The sequence below is a fragment of the Nocardia neocaledoniensis genome (assembly GCF_029868625.1).
Classification (GTDB): Bacteria; Actinomycetota; Actinomycetes; order Mycobacteriales; family Mycobacteriaceae; genus Nocardia; species Nocardia neocaledoniensis_A.
In genome coordinates, this window is the sequence record NZ_JARWOJ010000040.1 from 15,696 (window position 1) to 39,672 (window position 23,977).

At 69.3% G+C, this 23,977-nt stretch carries 25 protein-coding genes; 5 read left to right on the plus strand and 20 right to left on the minus strand.

Features of this window, described 5'->3' with window-relative positions; translation table 11 throughout:
- The first annotated feature begins 38 nt into the window (after positions 1 to 38).
- Positions 39 to 362 (plus strand): hypothetical protein, encoded by a 324-nt coding sequence (locus QH270_RS01925; protein WP_280338606.1) that lies wholly within the window; start codon positions 39 to 41, stop codon positions 360 to 362.
- 60 nt (positions 363 to 422) lie between these two features.
- Here the strand turns inward: QH270_RS01925 and QH270_RS01930 are convergent, their stop codons facing one another.
- A complete protein-coding gene (locus QH270_RS01930) occupies positions 423 to 1,022 on the minus strand; it encodes a TetR/AcrR family transcriptional regulator (RefSeq protein WP_280338607.1) in 600 nt (199 codons plus the stop codon).
- 60 nt (positions 1,023 to 1,082) lie between these two features.
- On the opposite strand from QH270_RS01930, the gene QH270_RS01935 reads away from it, so the two are divergent.
- Both QH270_RS01935 and QH270_RS01940 read left to right on the plus strand, forming a co-directional pair.
- A complete protein-coding gene (locus QH270_RS01935; protein ID WP_280338608.1) occupies positions 1,083 to 1,511 on the plus strand; it encodes a PaaI family thioesterase in 429 nt (142 codons plus the stop codon).
- On the plus strand, positions 1,508 to 2,209 hold the full coding sequence (locus QH270_RS01940; protein WP_280338609.1) for a molybdopterin-dependent oxidoreductase: 702 nt from the start codon (positions 1,508 to 1,510) through the stop codon (positions 2,207 to 2,209). Before QH270_RS01935 ends, QH270_RS01940 begins: the two co-directional genes overlap by 4 nt.
- Before the next feature lie 32 nt (positions 2,210 to 2,241).
- Here QH270_RS01940 and QH270_RS01945 read toward each other — a convergent pair whose 3' ends face one another.
- The 19 genes from QH270_RS01945 to QH270_RS02040 form a co-directional block, all read right to left on the minus strand.
- Entirely contained in the window at positions 2,242 to 2,871 is a 630-nt protein-coding gene (locus QH270_RS01945; protein ID WP_280338610.1) for a VWA domain-containing protein, read from the minus strand.
- A gap of 12 nt (positions 2,872 to 2,883) precedes the next feature.
- The gene (locus tag QH270_RS01950) at positions 2,884 to 3,528 is read right to left on the minus strand and encodes a class I SAM-dependent methyltransferase (RefSeq protein WP_280338611.1); all 645 of its coding nucleotides are present in this window, start codon (positions 3,526 to 3,528) and stop codon (positions 2,884 to 2,886) included.
- A gap of 1 nt (position 3,529) precedes the next feature.
- Entirely contained in the window at positions 3,530 to 5,071 is a 1,542-nt protein-coding gene (gene nuoN, locus QH270_RS01955; protein WP_432420277.1) for an NADH-quinone oxidoreductase subunit NuoN, read from the minus strand.
- Between the two features lie 77 nt (positions 5,072 to 5,148).
- The gene (locus QH270_RS01960) at positions 5,149 to 6,771 is read right to left on the minus strand and encodes an NADH-quinone oxidoreductase subunit M (RefSeq protein WP_280338613.1); all 1,623 of its coding nucleotides are present in this window, start codon (positions 6,769 to 6,771) and stop codon (positions 5,149 to 5,151) included.
- Positions 6,768 to 8,654, minus strand: a complete 1,887-nt coding sequence (gene nuoL, locus QH270_RS01965) for an NADH-quinone oxidoreductase subunit L (RefSeq protein WP_280338614.1) — start codon at positions 8,652 to 8,654, stop codon at positions 6,768 to 6,770. Before nuoL ends, QH270_RS01960 begins: the two co-directional genes overlap by 4 nt.
- 1 nt (position 8,655) lies before the next feature.
- Positions 8,656 to 8,955 (minus strand): NADH-quinone oxidoreductase subunit NuoK, encoded by a 300-nt coding sequence (nuoK, locus tag QH270_RS01970; RefSeq protein ID WP_110039915.1) that lies wholly within the window; start codon positions 8,953 to 8,955, stop codon positions 8,656 to 8,658.
- Positions 8,952 to 9,770 carry an NADH-quinone oxidoreductase subunit J gene (locus tag QH270_RS01975; RefSeq protein ID WP_280338615.1) on the minus strand — a complete coding sequence of 273 codons (819 nt, stop codon included), beginning with the start codon at positions 9,768 to 9,770 and terminating at the stop codon, positions 8,952 to 8,954. Before QH270_RS01975 ends, nuoK begins: the two co-directional genes overlap by 4 nt.
- Entirely contained in the window at positions 9,767 to 11,518 is a 1,752-nt protein-coding gene (gene nuoH / locus QH270_RS01985) for an NADH-quinone oxidoreductase subunit NuoH (RefSeq protein ID WP_432420276.1), read from the minus strand. The genes QH270_RS01975 and nuoH overlap by 4 nt, the downstream gene beginning before the upstream one ends.
- On the minus strand, positions 11,511 to 13,970 hold the full coding sequence (locus QH270_RS01990) for an NADH-quinone oxidoreductase subunit G (protein ID WP_280338616.1): 2,460 nt from the start codon (positions 13,968 to 13,970) through the stop codon (positions 11,511 to 11,513). The genes nuoH and QH270_RS01990 overlap by 8 nt, the downstream gene beginning before the upstream one ends.
- On the minus strand, positions 13,967 to 15,292 hold the full coding sequence (gene nuoF / locus QH270_RS01995; RefSeq protein ID WP_280338617.1) for an NADH-quinone oxidoreductase subunit NuoF: 1,326 nt from the start codon (positions 15,290 to 15,292) through the stop codon (positions 13,967 to 13,969). The genes QH270_RS01990 and nuoF overlap by 4 nt, the downstream gene beginning before the upstream one ends.
- A 1-nt stretch (position 15,293) precedes the next feature.
- Entirely contained in the window at positions 15,294 to 16,001 is a 708-nt protein-coding gene (gene nuoE, locus QH270_RS02000) for an NADH-quinone oxidoreductase subunit NuoE (protein ID WP_280338618.1), read from the minus strand.
- Positions 15,998 to 17,311 (minus strand): NADH dehydrogenase (quinone) subunit D, encoded by a 1,314-nt coding sequence (gene nuoD, locus QH270_RS02005; RefSeq protein WP_280338619.1) that lies wholly within the window; start codon positions 17,309 to 17,311, stop codon positions 15,998 to 16,000. Before nuoD ends, nuoE begins: the two co-directional genes overlap by 4 nt.
- A complete protein-coding gene (locus tag QH270_RS02010; RefSeq protein ID WP_280338620.1) occupies positions 17,311 to 18,066 on the minus strand; it encodes an NADH-quinone oxidoreductase subunit C in 756 nt (251 codons plus the stop codon). Before QH270_RS02010 ends, nuoD begins: the two co-directional genes overlap by 1 nt.
- Positions 18,063 to 18,617 (minus strand): NuoB/complex I 20 kDa subunit family protein, encoded by a 555-nt coding sequence (locus QH270_RS02015; protein WP_067489943.1) that lies wholly within the window; start codon positions 18,615 to 18,617, stop codon positions 18,063 to 18,065. The genes QH270_RS02010 and QH270_RS02015 overlap by 4 nt, the downstream gene beginning before the upstream one ends.
- 10 nt (positions 18,618 to 18,627) lie before the next feature.
- On the minus strand, positions 18,628 to 19,008 hold the full coding sequence (locus QH270_RS02020; protein ID WP_280338621.1) for an NADH-quinone oxidoreductase subunit A: 381 nt from the start codon (positions 19,006 to 19,008) through the stop codon (positions 18,628 to 18,630).
- 373 nt (positions 19,009 to 19,381) lie between these two features.
- Complete coding sequence (locus tag QH270_RS02025; protein ID WP_280338622.1) at positions 19,382 to 19,783, minus strand: Rv3143 family two-component system response regulator; 402 nt, start codon at positions 19,781 to 19,783, stop codon at positions 19,382 to 19,384.
- 215 nt (positions 19,784 to 19,998) lie between these two features.
- The gene (locus tag QH270_RS02030) at positions 19,999 to 20,439 is read right to left on the minus strand and encodes a MarR family winged helix-turn-helix transcriptional regulator (protein ID WP_280338623.1); all 441 of its coding nucleotides are present in this window, start codon (positions 20,437 to 20,439) and stop codon (positions 19,999 to 20,001) included.
- Positions 20,436 to 20,816, minus strand: coding sequence for a nuclear transport factor 2 family protein (locus tag QH270_RS02035; RefSeq protein WP_280338624.1), 381 nt, complete (start codon positions 20,814 to 20,816; stop codon positions 20,436 to 20,438). The genes QH270_RS02030 and QH270_RS02035 overlap by 4 nt, the downstream gene beginning before the upstream one ends.
- Positions 20,817 to 20,887: 71 nt before the next feature.
- A complete protein-coding gene (locus QH270_RS02040) occupies positions 20,888 to 21,769 on the minus strand; it encodes a LysR family transcriptional regulator (RefSeq protein WP_280338625.1) in 882 nt (293 codons plus the stop codon).
- 125 nt (positions 21,770 to 21,894) lie between these two features.
- Here QH270_RS02040 and QH270_RS02045 point away from each other — a divergent pair, with 125 nt between their 5' ends.
- Both QH270_RS02045 and QH270_RS02050 read left to right on the plus strand, forming a co-directional pair.
- Entirely contained in the window at positions 21,895 to 23,337 is a 1,443-nt protein-coding gene (locus QH270_RS02045; RefSeq protein ID WP_232998850.1) for a form I ribulose bisphosphate carboxylase large subunit, read from the plus strand.
- Between the two features lie 8 nt (positions 23,338 to 23,345).
- On the plus strand, positions 23,346 to 23,768 hold the full coding sequence (locus tag QH270_RS02050; protein ID WP_110039927.1) for a ribulose bisphosphate carboxylase small subunit: 423 nt from the start codon (positions 23,346 to 23,348) through the stop codon (positions 23,766 to 23,768).
- Positions 23,769 to 23,977: the final 209 nt, after the last annotated feature.

Sequence of the window (23,977 nt, forward strand, 5' to 3'; positions counted from 1 at the left end):
CCGCCCGCCCCTGCCCGGCGCTCGGTAGGATTCGGCGGGTGCCGGCGAGATCTGAGATTGCGCGACTGTTCGACCGCAGGCCCAAGCGGTGGGGAGCCGACGGCGACCCCGCGGCATGGGATGCGTTGCGGGACAGAATGTGCGCGCTGCCGGTGCCGACGGATGCCACCGAGTTCGGGGCGGTCCTGCGGCAGGAGTTCACGCGGCTGGCCGGCGTGGACGTCGAGGACTCCACGGCGCCGAGCGAAGTCGACGCCGGTGGTTACCCGGTGCACCCGGAGACCTGGCGAACCATCCTGCTGCCCTTGCTGACCACGCGTGCCCGGCAGCTCTACGGCGAGATCCCCACCGAACGTCCCTGACCCGACGGAGAACGGACCGGGCGGCCCATCAGAGCCTGGGACAGCGTGAGCGGTCTCGGCCTACCGGTGCTCCGGCAGAGGGACGCGCAGAATCGTGGCGGCGAGTTCCCGTGCGAGGACGCGTGCCTTCGGCGGCGGTACCCGCCCGGCGATCAGGTACGGCCGCACCACGGCCAGCGGCATGTCGAACAGGGCGAACTGCGCCTGATCCCCGGGTAGGCCCGTCTGCGCGGAGATCGTCTCGACCAGGGCCTTGATCTCGCGCGCCTGCTGCTCCTGGACGGTCTCGAGCGCGATCTTCGACGCCGCGGACCAGGATTCGGGCTCGAAGACGTGCACCCCGGCTTGGAGCACGGCGGCCGAGCCCGGGTTCCGGCGGCACCAGTCCACGATCCACTCCGCGGCGCGGACGGCGTCGGCCGCGGTGGGCTGCGCGCCGAGTTCCCGCAGATACGCCTCCTGAAAGTTCTGCACCGTGTGCACCCAGACCCCGGCCAGCAGTGCGGGCCGGTCGGGGAACCGGTGGTACACAGAGCCGCTCGGCGCCCCTGTCGTGCGGGCTACCGCACTCATCGTGAGCGCTCGTGCCCCGCCGGACGCGAACAACCCGACCGCGGCCGCCAGGAGCGATTCGGCCGAATGCGTGGCAGTTCTTCCCATAGTTCTAGAGATTATGCTCTACTTTCTTTTTAGGGAGAAGTCTCTAGAAAGGTGGCGGGAATGACCGTGATCGAACTGGACACCGCGCAGCGGGTGCTGGCGGCTCAGCCGTTCAACGAGGTGGTGGGCGCGCGACTCGTCGCGTTCGGCGACAGCGAGGCCGTGCTCGAACTCGACATCGCCGATCGGCACCGGCAACAGTTCGGGGTGGTCCACGGCGGGGTACTGGCCTACTGCGCCGACAACGCGCTCACCTTCGCGGCAGGCACCGTCCTCGGCGCGAGCATCCTGACCACCGAGGTGACGGTGAAATACCTGCACGCCGCGCGACATGGCACACTCCGCACCACCGCGGTCGTCGACCACCACAACCGCCGCCAGGCGTTGTGCAGCGCCCGGATCGAGGTCGTCGACGCGGAGGGCGCCACGACAGTCTGCGCGCTGGCCACCGGAACCGCGCGACTGGCCGAACCCAGGACACCCGCGTGAGCGTGCGCGACGGCGAACTCGCCCACGACCCGCTACCGCACTACGGCACGAGCGAGCACCGACTGCCACCCGGTCAGACCGCGGACGACCTGCGGCGCTTCGGTTTACCGGCGTACGCGACGAGGCGCCCGACGCTTCCGGCCGAGCCGCGCCTGGTCGTGCGCGTCGGGCAGCGCGGGCGAGACGACATGCCGGTCACCGAGCTCCTGAAGACCCATCGTGTGAACCAGGTCGGCGATCTGCACTGCGTGACCACCTGGAGTGCCGTCGACCTGCGGTGGAGTGGGGTGGCTTTTCGCGTGGTCCACGAATGGGTCCACGACAGACTCGGCGTACCGCCATCGGCCCGATGGGTGCGGTTCCGCGGACTCGACGGCTTCCACTGCTGCCTGCGCATCGACGACGCGATGGCCGCGGACGTGCTGCTGGCCGACCAGCTCGGCGGGCAGCCGCTCACCCCCGACCACGGAGCCCCGATCCGCCTGGTCGCACCGGCCCACTACGGCTACAAGAGCGTCAAACACGTCGCTGCCATCGACTACCTCGCCGCCTACCGGCCCGGGCCCGCGGGCTGGATGGCGCACCCGAGAGCACGCGTCGCGCACGAGGAACGCAGCAGATTCCTGCCGGGCCGGGTGTGGCGGCCGGTCTGGCGCGCGGCGGTTCCCCTGGTCCGGCGCCGATACGACGGAGCGTGAACGAGCTGGATGCGGCGACCAGACCGACAGGGTCAGGTCAGCGCGTGCAGGTCATCGCGGCCAGCGCCGCGGAGAGAGCGGGCAGTGTTGTCGCGGACCAGAATTCGCCGCCGCCACGCTGCGCGATCTCGCGTAGCGACTCCGGATCGGCGGGAACCGGGACCCGGTGTGCTGCACCGCTGCCGTCCGGGACGTCCACCACGCCGTCGGCGGTACCGAGCGAGATCGTCGAGACGACGATGTCCTTGCGAAGTGCCTCCGCGGCCGCGGTGGGTGAAGATGGCCTCGCCGGTGGCGGTGCGCTCGGCCAGTTCGATCGACTCCACCGCGGCGAGGAACGGCCCGCGGTCGGTGCTCGGCATCGCCTGGAGCTGGGCGGTCCCCGCGAAGGTGGTCAGCCCGAGGCCGGTGTCAGGGCGGAGCGCGAGGGCGTATTCGCGCACGGCCTGCTGCGCGACGTGGAGCCTGCTGGGCGAGACGTCGGTCGCCTGCATGGACAGCGAGACGTCGAGCACCACCATCACTCCGGCGTCACACACGGTGGTGTTCGCCGTGGCCGGACGTGCCGACCCGGAAATCGTTCGGGCGCATCCCGTCCCGACGAGGGCGAGCGCTGCCAGGAACACCGCGACAGCGGATCGTGTCCTGCGGCGACGTGGCACCGCGCCAGGCTATCAGCTCGGCCGACGACGGACGGTGGCGAGCCAGGCAGGGGAGGCGGCGCTGAATCGTGTTCGGAGAGTTTCCGGTTCGATCGCCACGACCTGCCAGTCCACCCCGGATTCGAACGGTTCGGCCACCGCCGCCCGGCTCATCGGGTGGGGCCCCGGTGTGGGGCCGGTGTCGCTGAAGCACAGGATGTGGACGGTACCGCCGGGTTCGACGACCCCGGCCAAGCTGCTCGCGTAGTCCGCGCGCTCGGTGGCGTCGAAAGTGTGGAACAGGCCGCAGTCCAGCACCGTTCGGAAGGTGCGCGCCAGCAGCGGGAGCCGTAGCGCGTCGCCCACCGTGAAGGTGGCGTCGAACCCGCGGGCGGTGGCGCGGCGGTTGGCGGTCGCCACCGCGGTCGCGGAAACATCGACGCCGAACACCGACAGTCCGCGCGCGGCCAGGTAGAGCGCGTTCTCGCCGGTCCCGCACCCGGCGTCGAGAACCTGCCCCGAGAAACCGCCGGTCTCGGCCAGCCGCACGACCGCCGGCTGGGGCTCGTCGAGGTCCCACGGCGGCGGCCCGTCCTGATACGACGCGTCCCAGGGCCGCCCCGACTGCCGTTCGTGGCTCGTCGGGGGACGGTCCCGTGGCGCCTCGCCCGTGGGCATGTCAGCGCAGGAACGTGGCCGCGTTCTCGGCCAGATCGAGGACCGGCTGCGGGAAAAGACCCAACAGCACGGTGGCGCCCGCGGTGAACGCGACCACCAGGGTCGTCGCGAACGGCGCCGTCACGGTCGGGGCGTCGGCCGGGGGATCGGTGAAGAACATCAGCACGATCACCCGCACGTAGAAGAACGCGGCGATCGCGCTGCACACGACGCCGACGATGACGAGCGGGGTGTAGCCGGCGCCGCCCGCTGCGGCGAACACGGCGAACTTGCTGACGAACCCACTCGTCAACGGCAGGCCCGCGAAGGAGAGCAGCAGCAGCGCGAACACCGAAGCCAGCCACGGGGATCGCCGACCGAGTCCGGCCCACCGCGACAGCGCGGTCGCCTCGTCACCCGAGGAATCCCGCACCAGCGTGACGACCGCGAACGCGCCGACCGTGCCGAGCCCGTAAGCCAGCAGATAGAACAGGACCGCCGCGACCCCGGCATCATCGGCCGCGACCAGACCGACGAGCAGGAACCCGGCATGGGCGATCGACGAGTACGCCAGCATCCGCTTCACGTCGGTCTGGGTGATCGCCATGACCGCACCGACCACCATCGTCGCCACCGCGACCGCCGCGAGCACCGGCCGCCAGTCGTCGCGCAGCGCGTCGACACCGACCATGAGCACGCGCATGGTCGCGCCGACCGCGGCGATCTTGGTGGCCGCCGACATGAACGCCGTGATCGGGGTCGGCGCGCCCTGGTACACGTCGGGCACCCACGCCTGGAACGGCGCCGCGCCGATCTTGAACAGCAACCCGACCGCGAGCATCGCGATGCCGAGCAGCGCCAGGGTCGCGTTCTCGGGTTGCTTGTCCAGTGCCGCACCGATTCCCGGCAGCGAGACAGTGCCGGTCTGGCCGTACAGAAGCGCCACCCCGTAGAGGAAGAAGGCCGAGGAGAACGCGCCGAGCAGGAAGTACTTGAGCGCCGCCTCCTGCGAGAGCAGCCGCCGCCGCCGAGCCAGCCCACACAGCAGATACAGCGGCAGCGACAGCACCTCGAGCGCGACGAACATCGTCAGCAGGTCGTTGGCCGCGGGGAACAGCAGCAGACCGCCGAGCGCGAGCATGGTCAGCGGGAACACCTCGGTGGTCGACACCCCCGACCGCACCGCGGCCAGCTCGTGCGCGCTGCCCGGCACGGCCGAGGCCTGCGGGGTGAACGCGTCGACACCGCGGTCGAGCACGGCCGCCGCCCGGCTCCAGGTGCCGGGGCCGCTGCGTGCGCGGGGGACCGCGCCGCGTTCGGCGATGAGCAGCAGGCCGAGCAACGCGACGATCAGGATCGTGCCCTGCAGGAACAGCGCCACCCCATCGATCGCGACGGCGCCGACCACGGCGGTACCCTCGGTCCCCGCCAGCAGCACCACAGCCACCAGCGCGGCGAGCACCCCGGCCAGGCCGAGGACCAGCTGGGTCCGATAGCGCGCGGATCGCGGCACGAACGCCTCGACCAGCACACCGACGACACCGACCGTGAACACGATCAGCATCGGGGCCAGCAGGTGGTACTCGATGCTCGGCGCGGGCAGGGTGGCCGCGAGGTCGTTGATGATCACGGTATCCGTCCTCATTTGTGTCCGCCCGAGGGCGGGGTGGCCGCGCCTGCTTCGGGAGCGGGGACCGTCGGAGCGGGATCGTGCTTACCGATCGTGGACAGGGTGTGTCCGACCGCGGGATCGACCATGTCCAGAATCGGTTTCGGGTAGAAGCCGAGGACCAGCAGGGCGACCAGCAGCGGCACCACGACGGCGAGTTCGCGCGGGACCAGATCGCGCAGGTTCTCGTTGCCCTGCTTCAGCGGGCCGGTCATCATCCGCTGGTACATCCACAGCACGTAGATCGCGGCCAGCACCAGCGCACCGGTCGCGATGACGGCGGCCACCTTGTATTTGCCGAAAGTGCCGACAAGGACCAGGAATTCGCTGACGAACGGCGCGAGACCGGGCAGTGACAGGGTCGCCAGGCCGGCGATGAAGAATGTGCCGGCCAGCACCGGCGCGACCTTCTGCACCCCGCCGAAATCGGCGATCATCCTGGTGCCGCGCCGCGAGACGAGGAATCCGGCGATGAGGAACAGCGCGGCCGTGGACAGTCCGTGGTTGACCATGTACAGCGTCGCGCCGGACTGCGCCTGGGTGGTCATCGCGAAGATGCCCAGGATGATGAAGCCGAAGTGGGAGATGGAGGTGTAGGCGATCAGGCGCATCACATCGGTCTGCCCGATCGCCAGCAGCGCGCCGTAGAGGATGCCGATCACGGCCAGGGTGATCACCAACGGCGCGAACGTGTCCGAGGCCAGCGGGAACAGCAGCAGGCAGTAGCGGAGCATGCCGAAGGTACCCACCTTGTCGACCACCGCCATCATCAGGACCGCGCTCGACGGTGTCGCCGAGACCGCGGCATCGGGCAGCCAGGTGTGCAGCGGCCACAGCGGCGCCTTCACCGCGAAGGCGAACATGAACCCGAGGAACAGCGCGTTGACGACGGCGGTGCTGCCGCCGAGCTCGCCGTTGTTGGCCGCGGCGACCACGACCCGCAGGTCGAAGGTGCCCGCCGAGCCCTCGCCGAGTCCGGCCTGCGCGGTGAGCACGTACAGCCCGATCACCGCGGCCAGCATGATCAGCCCGCCGAACAGGTTGTACAGCAGGAACTTCACCGCGGCGCGGGAGCGTTGCGCGCGCACCGCGGCATCGCTGGTGCGTGGTCCGAAGCCGCCGATGAGGAAGTACATCGGGATGAGCATCGCTTCGAAGAACACGTAGAACAGCAGGATGTCGAGCGCCAGGAACGAGATCAGCACCATCGACTCGACCAGCAGCATCAACGCGAGGTAGATGTGCGCGGTCTTGCGGCCGTCGCCCGCGGCGCGGTCGTCGTTCCAGCCGGCCAGGATCAGCAGCGGCAGCAGGACCGCCGTCAGCAGGACCAGTGCGGTGGCGATGCCGTCCAGACCCAGGGTGTAGCCCACACCGAACGCCGGGATCCACTCGTGTTCCTCGACGAACTGATACTGCGCGCCACCCGGCTGGAACCGCACCGCCAGGGTGACGGCGAGCGCGAGCACACCGATCGACACCGCGAACGCCAACGCGCGCGCCACATTCCGCCGCGCGGCCGGCACGACGAGTACCGCCGCCGCGCCGATCGCGGGCGCGAGCCAGAGCGTCGTCAGCCAGGGAAACGAGTTCACCAGAACCTCACCGCCAGCAGGGCAGCGGCCACCAGGGCCGCGCCGGTGAACATGGACAGGGCATAGGAGCGCACGAAGCCGGTCTGTATCCGCCGGACTCGCGCCGAGAGACCGCCGATCCCGGCGGCCGTGCCGTTGACGATGCCGTCGACACCCCGCGCGTCGAGGAACACCAGTGCCCGGGTGAGATGACGGCCCGGCCGTTCGAACACCGCTTCGTTGATCGCGTCGCCGTAGAGGTCCTCGCGGGCCGCCGTGGTGAGCACGGTGACCGGTTCGGGTGCGGTCTCGGGGACCGCGCTCTCGGCGTACTTGCGGTAGGCGACCGCGACACCGATGGCTACGGCGGTCAGCGCCAGCGCGGTCACGGCCCAGGCGGGCACGACCGGTTCGGCGTGATGGGAGCCGACCACGGGTTCGAGCCAGTTCTGCAGCGACGAGCCCCAGACGAACAGCCCACCCGCGAAGACCGACCCGAACGCGAGCAGGATCATGGGCCCGGTCATCACCGCGGGCGCCTCGTGCGGGTGGGTGTCGGGCTGCCAGCGTCGCTCGCCGAAGAACGTCATCAGCATGACGCGGGTCATGTAGAAGGCGGTCAGCGCGGCGCCGAGAAGCGTGACCGCGCCGAGCAGGATGCCGACCGTGCCGCCGTGGTCGAAGGCGACCTCGATGATCTTGTCCTTGGAGAAGAATCCCGAGAACGGCGGAACACCGATGATCGCCAGGTAGCCCAGACCGAAGGTGACGAACGTGATCGGCAGCAGCGTGCGCAGACCGCCGTAGCGGCGCATGTCGGTCTCGTCGTTCATCGCGTGCATCACCGAGCCGGCGCCGAGGAACAGTCCGGCCTTGAAGAAGCCGTGCGTGAGCAGGTGCATGATCGCGAAGGCGTAGCCGGCGGGGCCGAGGCCGACGGCCAGGATCATGTAGCCGATCTGGCTCATGGTCGAGGCGGCCAGTGCCTTCTTGATGTCGTCCTTGGCACAGCCGACGATCGCGCCGAACAGCAGCGTGACCGCCCCGACGGCCAGCACCGCGGCCTGCGCGGTGGGGGCGAGGTCGTAGATCGGGTTGGCGCGGGCGATGAGATACACGCCCGCGGTGACCATGGTGGCGGCGTGGATGAGCGCCGAGACCGGGGTGGGGCCTTCCATCGCGTCGCCGAGCCAGGACTGCAGCGGCACCTGCGCGGATTTGCCGCAGGCGGCCAGCAACAGCAGCAGCCCGATGGCGGTGAGCGTGCCCTCGCTCGCTCCCGGCGTCGCCGCGAACACGGTGCGGAAGTCGAAGGAGCCGAAGGTGGCGAACATCGTCATCATGGCGATCGCCAGCCCCATGTCGCCGACCCGGTTGACGATGAACGCCTTCTTGGCGGCGGTGGCCGCGGACGGCTTCTCGTACCAGAAGCCGATCAGCAGGTAGGACGCCAGGCCCACCCCTTCCCAGCCGAGGTAGAGCACCAGGAAATTGTCGGCCAGGACCAGCACGAGCATGGCGGCCAGGAACAGGTTGAGGTAGCCGAAGAAGCGCCGCCTGCCCGGATCGTGGCTCATGTAGCCGATCGAATAGAGGTGGATCAGCGAGCCGACGCCGGTGATCAGCAGGGCGAAACAGATCGAGAGCTGATCGAGTTGCAACCCGAACCCGACCTGCAGGTCACCGGTGGGCACCCAGCGGAACAGCTCGAGGTGGATCGCCCGGTCGGTGTCCGCGCGGCCGAGCATGCCGGCGAACGCGATCGCGGCGACGGCGAACGACGCCAGCGCGGCGGCGGTGCCGAGGTAGGCACCCCAGCGGTCGGCGCGATGTCCGAGCAGGAGCAACACGATCGCGCCCGCCAGCGGGAGGGCGGGCAGCAGCCACAACGTCGCGGTACCCATGTCAGAACTTCAGCAGGTTGGCGTCGTCGACCGAGGTCGACCGGCGGGCACGGAAGATCGTCATGATGATGGCCAGGCCGACGACGACCTCGGCGGCCGCGACGACCATGGTGAAGAACGCGATCACCTGACCGTCGAGGTTGCTGTGCAGGCGGGCGAAGGTGACGAAGGCCAGGTTCACCGCGTTGAGCATCAGCTCGATGCACATGAACACCACGATGGCGTTGCGGCGCAACAGCACTCCCGCGGCGCCGATGGTGAACAACAGCGCGGACAGGAACAGATAGTTCTCGGGGTTCACCGGGTGCCTTCCTCGTCGGCCGTCGGGGTGACGTCGCTGCCCGCGCCGACCGAGAGCGCGGCGGCCTCGGTGTGCGCGCGGGTGCGGCGGTGACGCAGGATCGTGCTCACCGACAGTTCGGCGAAGCTGCCGTCGGGGAGCTGGGCGGGGCTGTCGACGGCGTTGTGCCTGGCGTACACCCCGGGCGTGGGCTGCGGAGTGGCTCGTTCGCCCGCGGTGCGGAAGCGGTCACGTGACATCTCGCGCTGGCCGCGCCGTGGCGTGAACTGCTCACGGTGGGCCAGCACCATCGCGCCGATGGTGGCGGTGATGAGCAGCGCGCCGGTCAGTTCGAAGGCCCAGACGTAGCGCAAGAAGATGAGTTCGGCGAGTTCGGCGATGACGTCGCGGCCACCGAATCCACGGGCGGGGTAGGTGATCGCGCTGTCGCGCAGAGCCGCGCCGATCCCGCCGATGAGCAGCAGCCCGAACCCGACGCCGACGACGGCGGCCGCGATGCGCTGGCCGCGCAACGTCTCCCGCAGCGATTCGGCGGAGTCGACGCCGACGAGCATCAGCACGAACAGGAACAGCATCATCACCGCGCCGGTGTAGACGACGATCTGGACGACACCGAGGAACAGCGCGCCCTGGGCGATGTAGAACACGGCGAGCGCGATCATGGTGGCGGCCAGGCACAGTGCCGAGTGCACGGCCTTGGCGGCGGTCACCATGCCGAGCGCGCCGAGGACCGCGATCGGGGCGAGAACCCAGAACAGCACGGCCTCGCCGGTGGCGGTGCCGGGGATGTCGGCGGCGAGCAGGGTGGTGGTCATCGCAGCACCTCCGCCGACGTGGTGGGCTCGATCCGGCCCAGGTAGTAGTCGGCCTCGTCGGTGCCGGGCGCCATCGCGTGCGGCGGGGGTGTCATGCCCTCGGCCAGCGGGGCGAGCAGGCGGTCCTTCTCGTAGATGAGGTCGGCGCGGTTGTCGTCGGTGAGCTCGTAGTCGTTGGTCATGGTCAGCGCACGGGTCGGGCACGCCTCGATGCACAGGCCGCAGCCGATGCAGCGCAGGTAGTTGATCTGGTAGACGCGGCCGTAGCGTTCACCGGGGGAGAAGCGTTCGTCCTCGGTGTTGTCGGCGCCCTCGACGAAGATCGCGTCGGCCGGGCAGGCCCAGGCGCACAGTTCGCAGCCGATGCACTTCTCGAGCCCGTCGGCGTACCGGTTGAGTTGATGGCGGCCGTGATAGCGGGGCGCGGTGGGCACCTTCTGTTCGGGATAGAACTCGGTGTTGGGCTTCTTGAACATGGTCGCCGCGGTGACCGCGAAGCCGGCGAGCGGATCGAACAGACCCAGTTCGGGTTCGGCGTCGGTGCGCGGGGGCATCGGCGGTACCGGGAAGCCCAGGAAGACAGGCGATTTCGTGGGCTCCTCCGGCAGCGGCGGCAAACCCTTGGCCCGGCCCGCGCGCAGGAACATCGCGATCATGGCCGCGGTGATCGCGAGGCCGACGCCCACCAGGATCGCGTTCTTGCCCGGAATGCCCTCGATATCGAGGACGCGGGCGGTGGCCACGATCATCACCCATACCAGCGAAGTGGGTATGAGCAGCTTCCAGCCCAGGTTCATGAACTGGTCGTAGCGCAGGCGGGGCAGGGTGCCGCGCAGCCAGACGAAGACGAACAGGAACGTCCAGACCTTGAGGGTGAACCACAGCAGTGGCCACCAGCCGGAGTTGGCGCCTGCCCAGAGGCTGATCGGGAACGGTGCCCGCCAGCCGCCGAGGAACAGGGTGGTCGCCAGCGCCGACACCGTGGCCATGTTGACGTACTCGGCGAGCATGAACATGGCGAACTTGAGCGAGGAGTACTCGGTGTGGAAGCCGCCGACCAGTTCGCCTTCGGCCTCGGGCAGGTCGAACGGCGCCCGGTTGGTCTCGCCCACCATGGCCACGCAGTAGATGAGGAACGAGGGCAGCAGCAGGAAGACGTACCAGGTGCCCTCCTGCGCGGTGACGATCCCGGAGGTCGCCATCGTGCCCGACAGCAGGAACACCGTCGCGAAGGTGAGTGCCATCGCGATCTCGTAGGAGATCACCTGCGCGGTCGAGCGCAGCCCGCCGAGCAGCGGGTAGGTCGATCCCGACGACCAGCCGGCGAGCACGATGCCGTACACGCCGATGGAGGTGATGGCGAGGATGTAGAGCACCGCGACCGGCATGTCGGTGAGCTGCAGCGCGGTGGTGTGACCCAGGATCGACACCTCGGGACCGAACGGGATCACCGCGAACGCCATGAACGCCGGGATCACCGAGATGATGGGGGCGAGCACGAAGATCGGCTTGTCCACGATCGCCGGGATGATGTCTTCCTTGAGCGCCATCTTCACGCCGTCGGCGATGGACTGGAACATGCCGCCGGGGCCGATGCGGTTGGGGCCGACCCGCATCTGCATCCAGGCCACGACTTTGCGTTCGGCGTAGACCGCGATGAGCGGTACCAGCATCAGGTACACGAACACACCGAGCGCCTTGAGCACCACCAGCCAGAGCGGATCGGTGCCGAATACGGATTCACTCATGGCGGTGTTCCTTCATCCTGTCGTCGGCGCGGCGCAGGCGCACCACGGCGCCGGGTGTCACGCCGAGGGTGGCGGCGACCGTGCACCCGGTCGAATGCAGCGGCAGCCACACGACCCGGTCGGGCATGTCGGTGATCATGAGCGGCACCGTGATCTCGCCGCGGTCGGTGGAGACGACGACGCGATCGGCCTCGGCGGCCTCGATCTCGGCGGCGGTCGCGGCCGAGAGCCGGGCCACCGGTGGCCGCGCGATCCCGGCCAGGTTGGGTTCTCCGTCCTGCATGCGGCCCGCGTCGAGCAGCATGTGCCAGCCGGCGAGGATCGCGGTGCCCGGTCCGGCGACGGGCCGGGTCTGGCTGCTGTGTTCGGGCGTGGAGATCGGTTCGCCGGTCCAGGCGCCGAGGGTGTCGAGTTCGGCACGGGCGGCCGCGGCGTCGGGCAGGTCGATCGGTTCGCCCATCTCGGCGGCGAGCGCGTGCAGCACGCGCAGGTCCGACAGGGGTGCGGCGACGCGGCGGGTGGTGTCCAGCGGCGCTGCGGCGAACGGGCGTGGCCTGCCCTCCCAGGTGCGGAAGGTGCCGGATTTCTCCATGACGGGCGCCACGGGGAACACGACGTCGGCGCGTTCGGTGACGGCGCTGTGCCGCAGTTCGAGGCTCACCACGAAACGAGCCGCGTCGATGGCGGCCGATGCCGCTGCCGGGTCGGGCAGGTCGGCCGGGTCGACGCCGCCGATCACGAGCGCGCCCAGTTGCGCGGCGCTGCCCAGGATGCCCGCGGTGTCGCGGCCGAGGGTGACCGGCAGTTCGCCCGATTGCCAGCGGTGGCGAACCTGTTGGCGCGCAGCGGGATCGATGACGGGTCTGCCGCCGGGCAGCAGGCTGGGCAGGGCGCCGGCTTCGAGCGCGCCGCGTTCGCCCGCGCGCCGCGGAACCCAGGCCGGTTCGGCTCCCGTGCGGTCGGCCAGGCGTGCCACGGCCGACAGGGCTCCGGGGCTACCGGCGAGCCGTTCACCCGCCATGATCACCGCGCCGGGGGTGCGCAGCAGCGCTCTGAGTTCGGTGGCCTCGGCCGAGTTGTCGGCCGCGATGGCGTCGAGGACATCGGCTTCGCCGCAGGGCGGGGTCTGGATGAGCGTGCCCGACAGGCGTTCGAGTCCGCGTGAGGCGAACGGCGCCAGCGCGACGACCCGCAGGCCTCGCGTGCGCACGGCTTTGCGCAGGCGCAGATAGACGATCGGTGATTCCTCTTCCGGCTCGAAGCCCACCAGCAGCACGACCGGTGCGGCGGTGAGCGCGGCGTAGTCGACCCGTACGCCGTGGCCGGCGACGCGAGCGGCGAGGAAGCGCTCCTCTTCCTCGGAGTGCACGCGGGCGCGGAAGTCGATGTCGTTGGTGGCGAGCACCATTCGCGCGAACTTGCCGTAGGCGTAGGCCTCTTCCTCGGTGACGCGCCCGCCGACGAGGACGCCGGCGTTGCCGATGGCGGCGCGCAGGCCGGTCGCGGCGGCGGCGAGCGCTTCGTTCCAGGAGGCGGGGGCGAGCACACCGTCCCAGCCGCGGACCAGCGGTGTGGTCAGGCGGTCGCGTTCGGTGGCGTAGGCGAAGGCCCAGCGGCCCTTGTCGCAGTTCCATTCCTCGTTGACCTGGGGGTCGTCACCGGCCAAGCGGCGCAGGACTTTTCCGCGCCGATGGTCGGTGCGCTGGGCGCAGCCGGAGGCGCAGTGTTCGCACACGCTCGGTGTGGACACCAGGTCGAAGGGGCGGGCCCGGAACCGGTAGGAGGTGCCGGTGAGGGCGCCGACGGGACAGATCTGCACGGTGTTGCCGGAGAAGTAGGAGTCCAGCGGTTCGGCCTGGGCGGTACCCACCTGTTGCAGCGCGCCACGATCCATCAGTTCGATGAACGGATCGCCGGCGACCTGCTGGGAGAAGCGGGTGCACCGCGCGCACAGCACGCAGCGTTCGCGGTCGAGCAGCACGGCCGAGGACAGCGGGATCGGCTTCGGATAGGTGCGTTTCTCGCCCTCGAACCGGGATTCGGCGCTGCCGGTGGACATCGCCTGGTTCTGCAGGGGGCATTCGCCGCCCTTGTCGCAGACCGGGCAGTCGAGCGGATGGTTGATGAGCAGCAGTTCCATCACCCCGCGCTGTGCCTTTTCGGCGACCGGGGAACTGAGCTGGGTGCGCACGACCATGCCGTCGGTGACCGGGATCGTGCAGGAGGCGACGGGCTTTCGCTGTCCCTCCACCTCGACCAGGCATTGGCGGCAGGCGCCCACCGGGTCGAGCAGGGGGTGGTCGCAGAAGCGCGGGATCTGCACGCCGATCAGTTCGGCGGCGCGGATCAGCAGGGTGCCCGCGGGGACCTGGACCGTGGTGTCGTCGATGGTGACGCTCACCAGATCGGCGGGAACGACTCCGCTGCTGTTGCCAGGGGCGATCGCTGTCATCGGTCCTCTTTCCCTGCATCGGCCCACACGGTGGCGCGGGCCGGATCGAACGGGCAGTCGCCGCGACGCTGATGCTCGAGGTATTCCTCGCGGAAGTACTTCAGCGAGGAGAAGATCGGGCTCGCCGCGCCGTCGCCGAGTGCGCAGAACGACTTGCCGTTGATGTTGTCGGCGATGTCGGCGAGCTTGTCGAGGTCGGCCTCGGTGCCCTGGCCCGCTTCGAGCCTGCGCAGCAGCTGCACCAGCCAGTAGGTGCCTTCGCGGCACGGTGTGCATTTGCCGCAGGATTCGTGGGCGTAGAACTCGGTCCAGCGCAGTACGGCCCGCACGACGCAGGTGGTGTCGTCGAAGATCTGCAGCGCCTTGGTGCCCAGCATGGATCCGGCGGCGGCCACGCCCTCGTAGTCGAGGGCGGTATCGAGGTGTTCGGCGGTGAAGATCGGCGTGGACGAGCCACCGGGTGTCCAGAACTTCAGAGTGTGGCCTGCCCGGACCCCGCCGGCGTAGCCGAGCAGTTCGCGCAGGGTGATCCCGAGCGGCGCCTCGTACTGGCCGGGCCGGGCGACGTGCCCCGACAGCGAATAGAGGGTGAAGCCGGGGGACTTTTCGCTGCCCATCGAACGGAACCATTCGGTGCCGCGGCGCAGGATCGACGGCACGCTGGCGATGGATTCGACATTGTTGACCACTGTCGGGCACGCGTACAGGCCGGCCACGGCCGGGAACGGCGGCCGCAGGCGGGGCTGGCCGCGCCGTCCTTCGAGCGAGTCCAGCAGCGCGGTTTCCTCACCGCAGATGTAGGCGCCCGCGCCCGCGTGCACGATGAGTTCCAGATCGAAGCCGGAGCCCAGGATGTTCTTGCCGAGATAGCCCGCCGCGTAGGCGTCGGCGACAGCGGCCTGGAGGCGGCGCAGCACGGGCACGACCTCACCGCGCACGTAGATGAACGCGGTGGCCGCCCTGATCGCGTAGGCCGCGATGACGACACCCTCGATCAGGGTGTGCGGGGTGGCCAGCATCAACGGAATGTCTTTGCAGGTACCGGGTTCGGACTCGTCGGCGTTGACCACGAGGTAGTGCGGTTTGGTCGTCCCGTCCGGGCCCGGACCCTGCGGGATGAACGACCACTTCATGCCGGTCGGGAAGCCCGCGCCGCCGCGCCCGCGCAGGCCCGCGTCCTTCACGGTCTGGATGACCTCGTCGGGGGACAGGCGCAGGGCCGCGCGCAGTCCTTCGTAGCCGCCGGTGGACCGATAGCTGTCGAGGGTCCACGAACGCGGCTGGGCCCAGTGTTCGCTGAGAACCGGGGTGAGGGTGGTCATCTCAGGCCCCCTGCCCGTCGTCCTCGGCCGCGGCGTCGAGGCCGGCCAGCGTGGCCGGGCCGGGTGCGCCGTCGAGCGCGCCGGGGCGTTCGTCGGGGAAACCGGCCAGGATGCGCGCGGTCTCGCGGAACGTGCACAGCGGTGCGCCGCGCGTCGGCCGGACCTGGTGCCCGGCGCGCAGGGCGTCGGTGATGGCGCGCGCCGAGTCGGGGGTCTGGTTGTCGAAGAACTCCCAGTTCACCATCATCACCGGCGCGTAGTCGCAGGCCGCGTTGCATTCGACGTGTTCGAGGGTGATGGCGCCGTCGGCGGTGGTCTCGCCGTGCCCGATGCCCAGATGTCGTTGCAGCGCTTCGTAGATCGCGTCACCGCCGAGGACGGCGCACAGGGTGTTGGTGCACACGCCGACGTGGTAGTCGCCGGTAGGGGTGCGCCGGTACATCGAATAGAAGGTGGCCACGGCGGTCACTTCGGCGGCGGTGAGCCCGAGCTGGTCGGCGCAGAAGTCGATGCCGGTGCCGGTGACGTACCCCTCTTCGGCCTGCACCAAGTGCAGCAGCGGCAGCAGGGCCGACCGCGGTTGCGGGTAGCGGTTGACGATCTCCTTGGCGTCGACTTCGAGACGCTGCCGGATGTGCGGCGGGTACGGCTCGGGCCGGGTGGTGAGGTTGAGCAGGATCGCTGTGCTGGAAGGCTTTTCCGTGGTCATCGGTCTACTCCGCCCATGACGGGGTCGATGCTGGCGACCGAGGCGATGACGTCGGCGACCATGCCGCCCTCGCACATCGCGGCCACCGCCTGCAGGTTGGTGAACGAGGGGTCGCGATAGTGCACCCGGTACGGGCGGGTGCTGCCGTCGCTGACCATGTGTACGCCGAGCTCGCCGCGCGGTGACTCCACGGCCGCGTACACCTGACCAGCGGGGACCCGGATGCCCTCGGTGACGAGCTTGAAGTGGTGGATCAGCGATTCCATCGAGGTGCCCATGATCTTGCCGATGTGCTCGGGGGAGTTGCCGAGTCCGTCGGGGCCGAGTTGCAGGTCGGCGGGCCAGGCGATCTTCTTGTCGTCGATCATCACCGGGCCGGGACGCAGCCGGTCCAGGCACTGTTCGACGATCTTGAGCGACTCCCGCATCTCCGCCACGCGGATGAGGTAGCGGCCGTAGCAGTCACAGCCGCTGGTCGTCGGGATGTCGAACTCGTAGTTCTCGTAGCCGCAGTAGGGGGCGGCCTTGCGCAGATCGTGCGGCAGCCCGGTGGCGCGCAGGACCGGACCGGTGATGCCGAGGGCCATGCAGCCGGTGAGGTCGAGGTAGCCGATGTCCTGGGTGCGTTTCTTCCAGATCGGGTTGGCGGTGAGCAGATGTTCCATGTCGCGCAACCGGCCCGGCATGATGTCGAGCAGTTCGCGCACCTTGGTGACGCCGTCGTCGGGCAGGTCCTGGGCGAGGCCGCCGGGCCGGATGAAGGCGTGGTTCATCCGGAGTCCGGTGATGGTCTCGAACACGTCGAGGATGAGTTCGCGTTCGCGGAAGCCGAACAGCATCGGGGTGAGCGCGCCCAACTCCATGCCGCCGGTGGCCAGCGCGACCAGGTGCGAGGAGATGCGGTTGAGCTCCATCAGCATGACCCGCACCACCGTGGCGCGTTCGGGGATCTGCTCGGTGATGTCGAGCAGTTTCTCCACGCCCAGGCAGTAGGCGGTCTCGTTGAAGAAGGGGGACAGGTAGTCCATCCGGGTCACGAAGGTGACGCCCTGGATCCAGGTACGGAACTCCAGGTTCTTCTCGATCCCGGTGTGCAGGTAGCCGATGCCGCAGCGGGCCTCGGTGACGGTCTCGCCTTCGATCTCGAGGATCAGGCGCAGCACGCCGTGCGTGGACGGGTGCTGCGGGCCCATGTTGACGACGATGCGTTCCTCGGCGCCGCCCTCGATCACGTCGCTGACCTGGTCCCAGTCCTGGCCCGCCACGGTGACGACCTGAGGTTCGTCGCGGCGGAAATCGGTGTCGGTCATCAGCTGTAGGCCCTCCGCTCGTCGGGCGGCGGTATCCGCGCGCCCTTGTACTCCACCGGGATCCCGCCGAGCGGGTAGTCCTTGCGCTGCGGGTGGCCGCGCCAGTCGTCGGGCATGGTGATGCGGGTGAGCGAGGGATGCCCGTCGAAGAGGATGCCGAAGAAGTCGTAGGTCTCGCGTTCGTGCCAGTCGGTGGTCGGGTAGACCGCGAACAGCGACGGAATGTGCGGATCGTCGTCGGGCGCCGACACTTCCAGCCGGATGCGCCTGCTGTGGGTGATCGACATGAGGTGGTAGACGGCGTGCAGTTCGCGGCCCCGCTCGTCGGGGTAGTGCACGCCGTTCACGCCGAGGCACAGCTCGAACCGCAGCGAGGAGTCGTCACGCAGCGCGCTCGCCACCTCGACCAGGTGTTCCCGCCGCACGTGCAGGGTGATCTCGTCGCGGAAGACCACGATCCGCTCGATCACGGTGTCGAAGGCGATGACCCGGTGGGTGAGGGCGGCGCGCAGAGTGCCGACGAAGCCGTCGAACCAGCCGCCGTAGGGCGGTGGCGTGCCCGCGGGCAGCGCGACGGGAGTGACCAGGCCGCCGTAGCCGGACGTGTCGCCGGTCCCGGTGACACCGAACATGCCGCGGCGGGTGCCGATGACCTCCTCCTCGGGCGGTGCCGGTGGCTTCGCGGGGGCGGGTGTCTCGTCGGGAATGTCTTGTCCGGCAGGGGTGTCGGCGTTGTCGGGTGCGTCGAAGGTCATCGCAGCAGGCCCTCCATCCGGATGGTCGGGGTGCTGGCGAGGGCGGCCTGTTCGGCGGCGCGGATCGCTTCCTCGCGGTTGACGCCCATCGGCATCTCGGCGATCTTGGCGTGCAGCGCGAGGATCGCGTTGAGCAGCATCTCCGGCCGCGGCGGGCAGCCGGGCAGATAGATGTCGACCGGGACGACGTGGTCGACGCCCTGCACGATCGCGTAGTTGTTGAACATGCCGCCCGAGGACGCGCAGACGCCCATGGCCAGCACCCATTTCGGTTCGGTCATCTGGTCGTAGACCTGGCGCAGCACCGGGGCCATCTTCTGGCTCACGCGCCCTGCCACGATCATCAGGTCGGCCTGGCGCGGGGAGGCGCGGAACGCCTCCATGCCGAAGCGGGCGATGTCGAATCGTCCCGCGCCGGTGGCCATCATCTCGATCGCGCAGCAGGCCAGCCCGAACGTCGCGGGCCACAGGGAGCCTTTGCGCAGATAGCCGGCGAAATCCTCGACCGTGCTCAGCAGGAACCCGCTGGGCAGTTTCTCTTCGAGACCCATTATTTCCCACTCATTCCCAGCTGAGGCCGCCGCGCCGCCATTCGTAGGCGTAGGCGACCGACACATTGACGATGAACAGCGCCATCGCGGCGAGCCCGAAGAGGCCGAGTGCGTCGAAGTGCACGGCCCACGGGTAGAGGAACACGATCTCGATGTCGAAGATGATGAACAACATCGCCGTGAGGTAGTACTTCACCGGAAAGCGTTGTCCCCCGGTATTTCCCGGGCCACCGGCGACCGCGTGCGGCGTCGGCTCGATACCGCATTCGTAGGGTTCCAACTTGGCCCGGTTCTTGCGCTTCGGACCGACGAGCGCCGCCATGATGACGGAGAACACCGCGAACGCCGCGGCGATGGCGCCGAGTACGAGTGCGGGCACCTCGATGTTCACGACTGCACTTCCCCTCCTCGCTGGAGCAGGTCGAGCCGTGTGGCCCGGCCGCGGACGGCAGCTTTCGGCGAGACGGGCCGACGACGTTGTCCGCCTGGTAACGGGGCTCGCGCAAGGCTGTGCAGCGATGGCGGAGCGTTATATCTGAGCCCGCGCTCGTGTGAGCTAGAGCACAGACTACCGCCGTCAGCGGGGTCCGCCGCACGTTTCCGGTGCGGGGTTTGATCGATTTCGGTACGGCGATTCATGAGCGATCCGGGGGTAATCCGGCGTGCGCGCACGACGCGAAACCACTGGTGTTACCAGTGGTGATAGACAGATCTGCGAGACTCGGACTATCCGAGGGCGCGGGACGATGCCGCGGGAGTGCCGATCAGCGGGCGTGCAGGATGCCCGCGACCGCGTTGGTGAGCTGCATGGGGTCGATCGGATGCGAAACCGCCGCCTCGGCGCGCGACCAGTTCGCGAGCCAGGCGTCATCGGGCCTGCCGGTCAGCACGACCAGCGGCGGGCACTCGTCGATCTCGTCCTTGAGCTGCTTGGCGATGCCGAGGCCGCCCGCGGGCGCGGACTCGCCGTCGAGGATCGCCAAATCGATCCCGCCCGCGTCCATCTGCTCGATGACGACCGGCGCCGTGGCGACCTCGAAGAAATCGAGTTCGGGCAGATCCGCGCGCGGCTTACGGCCCAGCGCCAGGATCACCTGTTGCCTGGTGTCGGCGTCGTTGCTGTAGACCAGCACGCGCAGCGGGGTGGAACCCTTCGATTCGGCCACGCTCGGATCGTACGTCCGCCCGGGCGCCGAGCGTGGCAGGTTCGCCGGATCGGTGGGTTGGCCAGCGGGGCAAGGAACTCCGGCGCGCCCCGTCTGCGGCCTACCAGCCGCCGTCGCCGACCGTCTTGTCGCCCAGTGGGATCACCGGAAGCGAGTGCTCGACGGGCGGATTCCGGTGGTCGTCGGCCGGCCACTTACCGGTGGGTTGCGCGATCTCAGTGGTCCAGCGTGCGAGATCGGGACATGAGGTCGGTCATGGCTCGGTGGAACTCGTGGCGTCGTCGGTCGCTCCAGCCGGCGGTGAGCTGGGCGAAGACCTGCTCCTGCCAGGCGTGGGCCTGGTCGAGCAGGATATGGCCGGCGGGGGTGATGGTCGCGGTGCGGACGCGGGCGTCGGTGGCGCCGGGGCGCATGGTCAGGTAGCCCGCCTGGGTGGCGTTCTTGATCAGGCGGGAGGCGCCGCTCTGATCGATGGCGATCTCGCGGGCGATCGCGTTGACCGTGGCCGGGTCGCCACGGTGGGTGAGCGCGTGGACGGCTTCGGTGACCAGGACCGATCGTCCACGCTCGGCGAGTTCGTCGTCCTCGGCCGGTGCGCGGCGCGACCAGTGGCGGACGAACGCGAACAGGGACTGGCCGGGGCCGGGCGTGGTCATTCGGACGCGGCCATCTCGCGGCAGAGGTAGGCCAGCTCCAGCGCCGACTTCAGATCGGGCAGCCGCAGTGCGGCCGTGACCTTGCCGTCGGCGACCCGGAACACCGTCGCGACCCGGGTCGCGCGCGTGTTCGCGGGCCAGGTGGCGTCCTGTTCGACGACCATCAGGCGCTCGCTGACCGGATGCCACGACCGGGGAGTCAAGGTGATGCCCGAGCGCTCGACCCACTCCGCGAACTGCTGCGGTGTGATCGGCCCCGCGCCTTTCGGTCCGAGGACGACGATCGGATCGCCGACCGCCGCCGCGGCCCGTTCCAGATCGCCGCCGTTCACGCTCGCGTGCCATTCTGCGATCGTCGATTCCAGTGCGGACTCCATGGCGCGATTATATGCGAAACGCATACATATCCGCCACGCCGGTCGGTGGCGACGCCGCGGATGAGCTGCGGTTACGGACCGATGGCGGCGTGGAAGGCGTCGGTGCCGGTTTCCAACGGGTCGATGAGGTGGGCGAGGAACAGACGGGTGGCGGGTGTGGGGGTGGGTGTGGTGACGGCGTGCCAGGCGCGGTCGAGGGGAGTGCCGGGGACAGCGATCGTGTGCAGCGCGCCCGAGTCGAGGTGTTCGCCGACGGCGTCGGAGTGGATGAGGGTGATGCCGAGCCCCTCGCGGGCCGCCGCGATGACGGCGCCGTGTGACCCCAGTGTGAGGGTGGGTGGGTCGATCTGGAGCCGGTCGAGCAACGCGAGGGTGGCCTCCCTGGTGCCCGAGCCGTTGCCGCGCAGTAGCCAGGTGGTGTGGCGTGGATCGTGCGCGTCATGGGTGCCGACCACGACGAGGGTGCTCGGCCGACGAGCCTGGATCACGAGGTTGGCCTCGTGGGGCGGGCGGCCCGCGATCACGAGATCGGTTTCGTGGTGCTGCAATTCGAGGAACAGCACGTCGCGCGGCTGGATGGACAGGCTCAGTTCCACGTCGGGGTAGCGCTGCCGGAACGAGGCCAGCGGCCGCAGCACCACCGATTCGCCCGCAGTGGCGACGACGCCGATCCGCAGCCTGCCCGCCTCGGCCTGACGGACCGCGGCGTGCGCCTCCTTCATGAGACCGAGGATGCCCCGGCAGTATTCGGCGTAGACCCGGCCCGCCTCGGTCAGCGCGATCCCCCGCCCGGATCGGGTGATCAGTTTGGCACCGAGTTGCTTCTCGACATGGGCGACCGCGGCCGACACGGCCGCCTCGGTGACATGTAGCTGGGCGGCTGCCCGGCGGATGCTGCCGAGCCGGGCCACCGCGAGGAAGGTCTCCATCCGCCCCGCACTCACCCTGCCCATTACCCGACGGTAGCAAACTCAACGTTTCGGTTGAGCTTTCCCAGAAACATTCACATTGTTTGTGACCGTTGCCGCCCGCATCCTGTAATTCATCAAGGCGCACACCGGATTCCACAGGAGGAACCATGGCGGAAGAAACCGAACGGGATCGTTGGGATCCGGGTGTACAGTCCTACGCGTCGATGGGATATTACGCACCCGACTATGTGCCCTCCGAGACCGATGTGCTCGCGGTGTTCCGGGTGACCCCGCAGCGCGGCGTCGATCCGATCGAGGCGGCGGCCGCGGTGGCGGGTGAATCCTCCACTGCCACTTGGACAGTCGTGTGGACCGACCGGCTCACCGCGCACTCGAAGTATCAGGCGAAATGTTACCGGATCGACGAGGTGCCCGGCCGGCCCGGCGAGTACTTCGCCTACATCGCCTACGATCTCGATCTTTTCGAGGAGGGGTCGATCACCAACCTCACCTCCTCGATCATCGGAAATGTCTTCGGATTCAAACCGTTGCTCGCGTTGCGACTGGAGGACATGCGTATTCCGGTGGCCTATGTCAAGACCTTCCAGGGGCCGCCGCACGGCACGGTGATGGAACGCGAATATCTCAACAAATATGGCAGGCCGCTGTTGGGCGCGACGGTGAAACCGAAACTGGGACTCTCGGCCCGGAATTACGGACGAGTGATCTACGAGGCCTGCAAGGGCGGCCTCGACTTCACCAAGGACGACGAGAACATCAACTCCCAGCCGTTCATGCGCTGGCGCGACCGGTACCTGTTCGCGATGGAGGGCGTGAACAGGGCGATGGCCGAGACCGGCGAGATCAAGGGCCACTACCTCAATGTGACCGCCGCGAGCATGGAGGACATGTACGAGCGGGCCGAGTTCGCCAAGGAACTGGGCTCGGTGGTCATCATGATGGACCTGACCGTCGGCTACACCGCGATGCAGTCGATGTCGAAGTGGGCCCGGCGCAACGGCGTGCTGCTGCATCTGCACCGCGCGGGGCATTCGACCTTCACCCGGCAGAAGACCCACGGCGTGAGTTTCCGGGTGCTGGCGAAATGGTGCCGGCTGATCGGTGTCGACCATCTGCACGCGGGCACCGTGGTGGGCAAATTGGAGGGCGATCCGGCGACCACCCGCGGTTTCTACGACACGCTGCGCGAGAACCACATTCCCACCGAGCCGGGCAACGGCATCTTCTTCGACCAGGACTGGGCGAGCCTGCCCGGCGTGATGCCGGTGGCCTCGGGCGGTATCCACGCCGGGCAGATGCATCAGCTGCTCGATCTGTTCGGCGACGACGTGATCCTGCAATTCGGTGGCGGCACGATCGGCCATCCCCTCGGGATCGCGGCGGGCGCCGAAGCGAACCGGGTGGCGCTGGAAGCGGTGGTCAAGGCCCGCAACGAGGGTCGCGACCTGCTGAAGGAGGGGCCCGACGTGCTGCGCACGGCCGCCTCGACCTGTCGTTCGCTCGAGGTCGCGCTGTCGACCTGGGGCGATGTCACCTTCGATTACACCTCCACCGACGCACCCGACGCGGTGCCGACGCCGAGTCTGTAGGGAGCATCATGTATCTGCGCCAGGGAACCTTCTCCTACCTGCCCGAACTGACCGACGACGAGATCGCGGCGCAGGTGCGCTACGCGCTGCTCAACAACTGGCCGGTCTCGATCGAATACACCGACGATCCGCACCCACGCAACACCTACTGGGAGATGTGGGGACTGCCGCTGTTCGATCTGGACGAACCCGACGGGGTGCTCGCCGAGATCAACGCCTGCCGAGCGACCTTCCCCCGCCACTACGTACGGGTGACCGCCTACGACGCCACGTATACGAAACAGACCACGGCACTGAGCTTCCTGGTGCAGCGCCCGGCCGAGGAGCCCGGCTTCGAGCTCACCCGGTCCGAGGGCGCCGATCGTCGCCAGGTCTACAGCTTCCGCTCGTATGCGACGGGCCGTCCGCAGGGACAACGGTATGGCGGCTGAGGGGTCCGCGGGCGGATTCCGGTTGGCGGCGGGGGGGGGGGGGGGGGGGGCGCCGCCGGGCGCGGCCCCCCCCCCCCCGCGGCGCCGCCCGGGCCGCGGCCCTGGCCCCCCGCGGCGCCCCCGGGGGGGGGGGGCCCCCGGGCGGCCGCGGGGGGGGGCCCCGCGGCCGGGCCCCCCCCCCCCCCCGCCCGCGCCAACCGGAATCCGCC